6 protein-coding genes, 1 tRNA gene and 1 pseudogene are annotated in these 8016 nt (G+C 71.4%); 5 read left to right on the top strand and 3 right to left on the bottom strand.

Annotated elements, in window-relative coordinates; translation table 11 throughout:
- The first annotated feature begins 13 nt into the window (after positions 1 to 13).
- Positions 14 to 361: a response regulator gene (locus EAO71_RS38915; RefSeq protein ID WP_315986603.1), complete on the top strand. Its 348-nt coding sequence runs from the start codon at positions 14 to 16 to the stop codon at positions 359 to 361.
- Here EAO71_RS38915 and EAO71_RS19115 read toward each other — a convergent pair.
- The 3 genes and pseudogenes from EAO71_RS19115 to EAO71_RS19105 all read right to left on the bottom strand — a co-directional run.
- A pseudogene (locus EAO71_RS19115) lies at positions 355 to 741 on the bottom strand (response regulator); the annotation flags it as partial. The gene EAO71_RS38915 and the pseudogene EAO71_RS19115 overlap by 7 nt on opposite strands.
- A gap of 41 nt (positions 742 to 782) precedes the next feature.
- A complete protein-coding gene (locus EAO71_RS19110; protein WP_147979389.1) occupies positions 783 to 2459 on the bottom strand; it encodes a sensor histidine kinase in 1677 nt (558 codons plus the stop codon).
- A 194-nt stretch (positions 2460 to 2653) separates the two neighbouring features.
- Positions 2654 to 2740 (bottom strand) — tRNA-Leu (locus EAO71_RS19105).
- A gap of 868 nt (positions 2741 to 3608) precedes the next feature.
- Between EAO71_RS19105 and EAO71_RS19100 the strand changes: the two genes are divergently transcribed.
- From EAO71_RS19100 to EAO71_RS19085, 4 genes are all read left to right on the top strand, one after another.
- Positions 3609 to 4466 carry an FhaA domain-containing protein gene (locus EAO71_RS19100; RefSeq protein ID WP_147978817.1) on the top strand — a complete coding sequence of 286 codons (858 nt, stop codon included), beginning with the start codon at positions 3609 to 3611 and terminating at the stop codon, positions 4464 to 4466.
- A gap of 10 nt (positions 4467 to 4476) precedes the next feature.
- Entirely contained in the window at positions 4477 to 5001 is a 525-nt protein-coding gene (locus EAO71_RS19095; protein WP_147978816.1) for an FHA domain-containing protein FhaB/FipA, read from the top strand.
- Between the two features lie 168 nt (positions 5002 to 5169).
- Positions 5170 to 6675, top strand: a complete 1506-nt coding sequence (locus tag EAO71_RS19090) for a Stp1/IreP family PP2C-type Ser/Thr phosphatase (protein ID WP_147978815.1) — start codon at positions 5170 to 5172, stop codon at positions 6673 to 6675.
- Positions 6676 to 6701: 26 nt separating this feature from the next.
- Positions 6702 to 8016: FtsW/RodA/SpoVE family cell cycle protein (locus EAO71_RS19085; protein ID WP_147979388.1), on the top strand; the 1315-nt coding region annotated here is incomplete at its 3' end.

Here is an 8016-nt window from a genome sequence, read left to right as displayed (position 1 = left end):
GAACGGCCGCGAGGTGATCGAGCAGGCGAGGGCGCACGCCGCCGAGGTGGTCCTGCTCGACATCCAGATGCCGGTCCTCGACGGGCTGTCCGCGCTGCCGGAACTGCGCAGGGCGGCGCCCTCGACCCGGGTGATCGTGCTGACCACCTTCGGGGAGCGGGAGAACGTCCTGCGGGCGCCGGAGGAGGACAGGCCGCGCAGGGCGGCGACGGCGGTCTCGCGGTCGGCGACGGTGCGGACGTCGAGGGCGCCGGCTCCCTTGTCGTGGAGGGTCTGGGCGAGGACCTGGGCGCTGGGGCCGGAGCCGACGACGTCGACGCGCAGGTCGTGGGGTTCGGGGGCGTGGAAGGCGCCGAGGTAGGCGTCACCCGCCGCCGCGGCCCGCACCGCCCGGATCAGTTCGGCCGGCGCCGTGTCCTTCAGCAGGAACCCGGCGCCGCCGTGCTCCAGCGCCCGCAGGACGTTCTCCCGCTCCCCGAAGGTGGTCAGCACGATCACCCGGGTCGAGGGCGCCGCCCTGCGCAGTTCCGGCAGCGCGGACAGCCCGTCGAGGACCGGCATCTGGATGTCGAGCAGGACCACCTCGGCGGCGTGCGCCCTCGCCTGCTCGATCACCTCGCGGCCGTTCGCGGCCTCCGCGACCACCTCGATCTCCGGGTCCGAGGTGAGGATCATCCGGATCCCCGCCCTGATCAGCGGCTCGTCATCGGCGATCACGACCCTGATGCGCTGCCCTGCCACAGCTACTCCCCACCGGCTGCCGACCACGGGTGCGGCAAGCGCTAGCGCTTGACCTCGTACGACTTCTTCTCGATCAGCTTGCCGTCCTTGAAGCAGAACCGGAAAACCGGCTCCGTGTCGAGGTCCTCGCCCACCTCGGAGGACATCAGCACCAGGCACGACGACCCGGCCGGCTCCTGCGGCCCCTTGCCGTGCAGACCCGTCGTGACGATCGTGTCCCCGGAGGGAAGCCGGTCACGGACCTCCTGTTCGGACGTGCCGACCCGCACCGCCTCGTACTGGGCGGGCTCGATCATGCCCTCCTTCATGGAGCCCACCATGAAGTACAGGCCGAACCCGGCCGCGACCAGCAGCAGCACCACCGCCGCGAACGCGATCCCGCACCCCAGCGCGACCCCGCCGCTCCTGCTCCTGCCCCCGCGCATCGCCATGGCCAACTCCCGCTCCGTCAGGGTCCAGTCGGTCGGTCCGACCGGAACCCGTCCACCGTCGCGTGCCACGGGGGCCGTCGACTGCTGCCGGAAGTCGTCGGCCGCGTCGACCAAAGGCGCGGCCTCCACGACCCCGTACGGCAGCACCCCGGCGACCCGGAAGCCGCCGCCGTCCACCGGGCCGACGTGGACCATGCCGCCCACCAGCCGCGCCCGCTCGTGCAGCCCGGTGAGCCCCTGGCCCCCGCTGACGACGTCCCTGGGCGCCTCCGCGGCGGGCTCGTTGACGATCTCGACGACGAAGGCGTCCGGCTCGTAGCGCAGTTCGACCCCGATCTGCGCCCCCGGAGCGTGCTTGTAGGCGTTGGTCAGGGACTCCTGGACGACGCGGTACGCGGCGTGGTCCACGGCCGGCGGCAGCGGCTGGTACTCGCCGAGGCGCCGCAGCTCCACCCGGTTCCCGGCGGCCCGGGCCGCCTCCACCAGCCCCTCGATGCCGGCGGTCCCCCGCGCCGCCCGCCCCGACTCGTCGCCCGCCCGCACCGGCACCAGGTCCGGCTCGGCGGGCGCCTCGACACCGTCCCGCAGGATGCCCACGACCTCGCGCAGCTKGTGCATGGCCGTCACCGAGGCGTTGCGCAGCACGCCGACCGCCTGACGCTGCCGGTCGGTCAGCTCCCGGTCCACCTCCAGGGCCCCGGTGTGCACCGAGATCAGCGCCAACTGGTGGCCGAGGCTGTCGTGCATGTCCTGGGCGATCCGCTGACGCTCCCGCAGCCGCGCCTGACCCGCCACCATCACCCGCTCCCGCAGCAGCTGGGCGTTGCGCTCCTGAAGGGCGTGCAGCAGGGTGCGGCGCTGGGTCCAGTACCGGTTGGCCAGGCCGGGCGCCAGCGTCGTCGCCAGGAAGTACAGGGTCGACAGGAGGGTGACGCTCAGCACGCGGTGCAGGTCCCAGGACTCGACCACGGTCGCCCCGAGGTTCACCGCGTACGCGACCGTGAACACCGCCAGCGCCCGCCCCGCGCCCGGGACATAGCGCCCCGCGGACCAGCCGACGAGGATCAGCAGCACGCCGAAGCCCGGTACCAGCGGTGCGAGTCCCGCCGTCACGATCAGGGCCGTCGCCGGAAACCGGCGCCGCAGCAACGACAGCAGGGCGGCCGCCACGGCGACCAGGACGAGCTGCCCGCCCTCGCCGCCCAGCAGTTCCTCGGTGCCCGCGGCCAGCAGCGCCATGACCACCGCGAGCACCGCCTCGCCGGCGGTCCTGCGGCGCGACCACATCCCGGGCACCACGAACCATCGCCGGCCGGCGGCCACCTGGGCCCTGATCCTCGAAGACGCGTCCACGCCCGCACCCTAGGCAGGCGCCCGCGAAGGACGCCGCTCTCTTTCGTCTCGCCCCGGTGCGACGAAGGTCGCATGTGACGCCGACAACGCGGAAGCCCCGTAGGTCGATGACCTACGGGGCTTCCGTCTGGTGCGCGAGGGGGGAGTTGAACCCCCACGCCCTTTCGGGCACTGGAACCTGAATCCAGCGCGTCTGCCTATTCCGCCACCCGCGCATTGGGTGTGTCTCCCGGCTCCTCACCTCTTCGGTGCGACCGCCTGGCGACATCTGAAGATTAGCACGTCGCAGACCGTGGAATCACATCCGTTTGTTTCGGGCCCTCTTCCGGCGAACAGATGGAGAGACGTGAAGCGGCACACGGAGACGGGACGGAAGACCGGGGCGGGCGGACGCCGGCACGGAAGCGGCGGCACGCGGGCGCCGGGGCGCGGATCCCCGCCGCGTCGCGGCGGCCACCGCGGCCTGCCCCGCACCCTCTTCAGGGTGTCCCGCGTCACATCCGCACCACCGGCAGGCCGTCACGGTCCCGGCCGCGGCCGGCGACCCGACGGCGCCGCCGGAGTCCGCCTCGGCCGGAACGGCGCGGCAGGAACCACAGGAACCACAAGAAAGAAGAGAGACGGACAGAAGCAGACCGGTATCGGGAGGAAGTGGACGGACCGCCCCCGGACCCCCCGCCGCTTCCCCCCCCGCTCCCCCTGTCGGCTCCCCGGGTGCGGGACACTGTCCAGGGGCCGCCCCTACGATCCATGGGGAAGGTCTGTGAGAGGTGACACTCGTCCACAGGGCAGAGAAGGGGAACCAGCCGATTTCCCGACGCGTGGATACGATCAGTAAGCAGTACCAGGACGGCAACGACGGAGGAGGTGCCCCATGGGAGTCCTGAAGCGTTTCGCCCCCGCTCCCCCTGTCGGCTCCCCGGGTGCGGGACACTGTCCAGGGGCCGCCCCTACGATCCATGGGGAAGGTCTGTGAGAGGTGACACTCGTCCACAGGGCAGAGAAGGGGAACCAGCCGATTTCCCGACGCGTGGATACGATCAGTAAGCAGTACCAGGACGGCAACGACGGAGGAGGTGCCCCATGGGAGTCCTGAAGCGTTTCGAGCAGCGTCTCGAAGGTCTGGTCAACGGCACCTTCGCCAAGGTCTTCAAGTCCGAGGTCCAGCCCGTCGAGATCGCCGGCGCGCTCCAGCGCGAGTGCGACAACAACGCGACGATCTGGAACCGCGAGCGGACCGTCGTCCCCAACGACTTCATCGTGGAGCTGAGCACGCCCGACTTCGAGCGCCTCAGCCCGTACTCCGGCCAGCTCGGCGACGAGCTCTCGGGCCTCGTCCGGGACTACGCCAAGCAGCAGCGCTACACCTTCATGGGCCCGATCAAGGTCCACCTGGAGAAGGCCGACGACCTGGACACCGGTCTGTACCGGGTCCGCAGCCGCACGCTCGCGTCGAGTACGTCACAGCCGCAGGCCCCGGCCGGCGGTGCCCAGCAGGGCCGCCCCGCCGGCGGTTACGGCTACCCTCCGGCCGGCGCCCCGCCGATGCCCGCGGCCCCGCCGCCGGGCGTCCCCGGCGGCGCGCAGCGCCCCGGCCAGGGGCCCCACTCCGGCCGTCCCGCGGCCGGCGGCCCCGGTCCCCAGACCACGTCCGGCGCCCAGGTGCGGCGCTGGATCGAGATCAACGGCACCCGCCATCAGATCTCCCGCCCGACTCTGGTCCTTGGCCGCAGCACCGACGCGGACGTGAGGATCGACGATCCCGGCGTCTCCCGCCGGCACTGCGAGATCCGTACCGGAACGCCCTCGACGATCCAGGATCTCGGGTCCACCAACGGCATCGTGGTGGACGGGCAGCACACCACCCGCGCTACGCTCCGCGACGGCTCGCGGATCGTCGTGGGCAGCACCACCATCGTTTACCGGCAAGCCGAAGGGTGAAGCGGGGGCAATGTCAGAGCTGACCCTGACGGTCATGCGGCTGGGTTTCCTGGCCGTTCTGTGGCTGTTCGTGATCGTGGCCGTCCAGGTCATTCGAAGCGACCTGTTCGGCACACGTGTCACGCAGCGCGGTTCGCGCCGCCAGGACACCCGGCCGCAGCAGAACGCACGCCAGGCCGCCGCGGCACCGCCGCAGCAGCGTGGCCAGCAGAACGCCGGCGGAGGACGGCAGCGCCGTGGCGCCCCGACCAAGCTGGTCGTCTCCGAGGGCACCCTCACCGGCACGACGGTCGCCCTGCAGGGGCAGACCATCACGCTGGGACGGGCCCACGATTCGACGATCGTGCTGGACGACGACTACGCCTCCAGCCGGCATGCCAGGATCTACCCGGACCGGGACGGCCAGTGGATCGTCGAGGATCTCGGGTCCACCAACGGCACGTATCTCGACCGGACCCGTCTCACCACCCCGACGCCGATTCCGCTGGGCGCGCCGATCCGCATCGGCAAGACCGTCATCGAGCTGCGGAAGTAGTACGACAATGAGCGAGCGGAGCGAGCGGGCCGAGGTGGTCCCCACGAAGGGCCGCGCGGCGGACCGGCAGGTCCGGACCGCGGACCGGCACGGGCTCCCGACCGGAGGGTGGGCAGTGTGGCTCGAGACCGGCTGTACCCCGACGCAGCGTCGACAGGGCAGGTGCGCATGAGTCTGTCACTGCGCTTCGCCGCCGGGTCGCACAAGGGCATGATCCGCGAGGGGAACGAGGACTCCGGCTACGCCGGGCCCCGTCTCCTCGCGATCGCCGACGGCATGGGCGGCCAGGCCGCCGGTGAGGTCGCCTCCTCCGAGGTGATCTCCACCCTCGTCACGCTCGACGACGACGTCCCCAGTTCCGACATCCTCACCTCGCTCGGTGCCGCCGTTCAGCGCGCCAACGAGCAGCTGCGGATGATGGTCGAGGAGGACCCGCAGCTGGAGGGCATGGGCACCACGCTCACCGCCCTGCTGTGGACCGGCCAGCGCCTGGGCCTCGTCCACGTCGGCGACTCCCGCGCGTACCTGCTGCGGGACGGGGTGCTGACGCAGATCACCCAGGACCACACGTGGGTCCAGCGGCTCGTCGACGAGGGCCGGATCACCGAGGAAGAGGCCACCACGCACCCGCAGCGCTCGCTGCTGATGCGCGCGCTGGGCAGCGGCGACCACGTCGAACCCGACCTGTCGATCCGTGAGGTCCGGGCCGGCGACCGCTACCTGATCTGCTCCGACGGGCTGTCCGGAGTCGTCTCTCACCAGACGATGGAGGACACCCTCGCCAGCTACCACGGCCCGCAGGAGACCGTGCAGGAGCTGATCCAGCTCGCGCTGCGCGGCGGTGGCCCCGACAACATCACGGTGATCGTCGCCGACGTCCTCGACGTCGACGGCGGCGACACCCTCGCCGGACACCTCAGCGACACCCCGGTCATCGTCGGCGCGGTCGCCGAGAACCAGGCGGCCCAGCTGAACGACGGCGGGGCCATGCAGACCCCCGCCGGCCGCGCCTCCGGCCTCGGCCGCACCGCGCCCCACCAGCAGCCCCCGGCGGGCGGGTTCGGCCCGCCCGGCAGCGGCGGCGGCGGTGACCACGGCTACGGCGGGATGCCGCCGCAGGGCTCCTTCGGCGCCTACACCGACGAGGACTTCGACAAGCCGCGCACCGGCCGCAGGTGGCTGAAGCGGAGCTTCTTCCTGCTGCTCGCCGTCGCCGTGATCGGCGGCGGCCTGTACGGCGGTTACCGCTGGACGCAGACGCAGTACTACGTCGGCTCCAAGGACCAGCACGTCGCGCTGTACCGGGGCATCAGCCAGGACCTGGCCTGGGTCTCGCTGTCGGAGGTGGAGAAGGACCACCCCGAGATCGAACTCAAGTACCTCCCGGCCTACCAGCGGAAGCAGGTCGAGGACACGATCGCGGGCGGCAACCTCCCCAAGGCGCAGACCAAGATCCAGGAACTGTCGCAGCAGGCCTCCGCCTGCAAGAAGTCCGAGCAGCGCCGCAAGGCCGCCGCCGACGCCGCGGACAAGGCGAGCACGCCGCCGCCCACCACCGGCACCGCGGCGCCCTCGACCGCACCGTCCACCAAGCCCACRGCAGCCGCTCCCTCCCCGGGCCCCACCCTCTCGGAGGACGAGCAGAAGCTGGCCTCGAACTGCGGCAAGCAGTAAGCACCCGTAGGGGGCCTTTCACCACCATGAGCGTTGTCACCAACACGACCACCATCGGCGCCATCGAGGCGCCGAGCCGCCGCAACACCGAGCTTGCGCTGCTCGCGTTCGCCGTCGTCATCCCGGTGTTCGCGTACCTCAACGTCGGCCTGGCGCTGGACGGCACGGTGCCCCCGGGCATGGCCGGTTACGGGCTGGGCCTCGGCCTGCTCGCGGGCGTCGCCCATCTCGTGGTGCGCAAGTTCGCGCCCTACGCGGACCCGCTGCTGCTCCCCCTCGGCACCCTGCTCAACGGCCTCGGCCTGGTGCTGATCTGGCGACTGGACCAGTCGCCGCGGCTGATCGCCCAGTCGATGCGGCTGTACAAGAGCTTCAGCCCGGACGCCCCCAAGCAGATGCTGTACTCGGCGATCGGCATCGCCATGTTCGTCGGCGTGCTGCTGCTCCTGAAGGACCACCGCGTCCTGCAGCGCTACACGTACATCTCGATGGTGGCCGCCCTCGTCCTGCTGCTGCTGCCGCTCGTCCCCGGCCTCGGCTCGGACGTCTTCGGCGCCAAGATCTGGATCAACGTCGGCGGCTTCTCCATCCAGCCCGGCGAGTTCGCCAAGATCGTCCTCGCGGTGTTCTTCTCCGGCTACCTGATGGTGAAGCGCGACGCGCTCGCCCTGGCCAGCCGCCGCTTCATGGGGCTCTACCTGCCGCGCGGCCGCGACCTCGGCCCGATCCTCACGATCTGGGCCGTCAGCCTCCTCATCCTGGTCTTCGAGAACGACCTCGGCACCTCGCTGCTGTTCTTCGGCATGTTCGTGATCATGCTGTACGTCGCCACCGAGCGGACCAGCTGGATCGTCATGGGTCTGCTGATGTCGGTCGCCGGCGCCGTCGGCGTCGCCTCCTTCGCCGGCCACGTCCAGGCCCGAGTCGACGCCTGGAAGGACCCCTTCGCCTGCGCGGTCGAAGGCTCCGCCGCCTGCCAGCAGATGAGCCAGGTCCTGATGTCGTTCGGCTCCGGTGGCATCCTCGGCACCGGCCTCGGCCAGGGCAACTCCGACCTCATCGGCTTCGCCGCCAACTCCGACTTCATCTTCGCCACCGTCGGCGAGGAGCTCGGACTGGCCGGCGTCATGGCCTTCCTGCTGCTCTACGGCCTGATCATCGAGCGCGGCGTCCGCACCGCCCTCGCCGCCCGGGACCCGTTCGGCAAGCTGCTCGCCATGGGCCTGTCCGGCGCCTTCGCGCTCCAGGTCTTCGTCGTCGCCGGAGTAGCCGGCGAAGGAGGAGGGGTCGTACGAGGGGGTGGACGCCATCGCGAGGATCTTGCCGGTGGACGGCTCCAGG

The organism is Streptomyces sp. MS191 (assembly GCF_008042125.1).
GTDB lineage: Bacteria > Actinomycetota > Actinomycetes > Streptomycetales > Streptomycetaceae > Streptomyces.
The sequence above is the reverse complement of the archived record's forward strand: the minus strand, read 5'-3'. Positions and strand labels throughout refer to the sequence as shown.

Excerpts from the sequence above, each read along its gene's own strand:
- EAO71_RS19095 (WP_147978816.1), top strand. The coding sequence starts at position 4,477 with ATGTCAGAGCTGACCCTGACGGTCATGCGGCTGGGTTTCCTGGCCGTT.
- EAO71_RS19100 (WP_147978817.1), top strand. The coding sequence starts at position 3,609 with ATGGGAGTCCTGAAGCGTTTCGAGCAGCGTCTCGAAGGTCTGGTCAAC.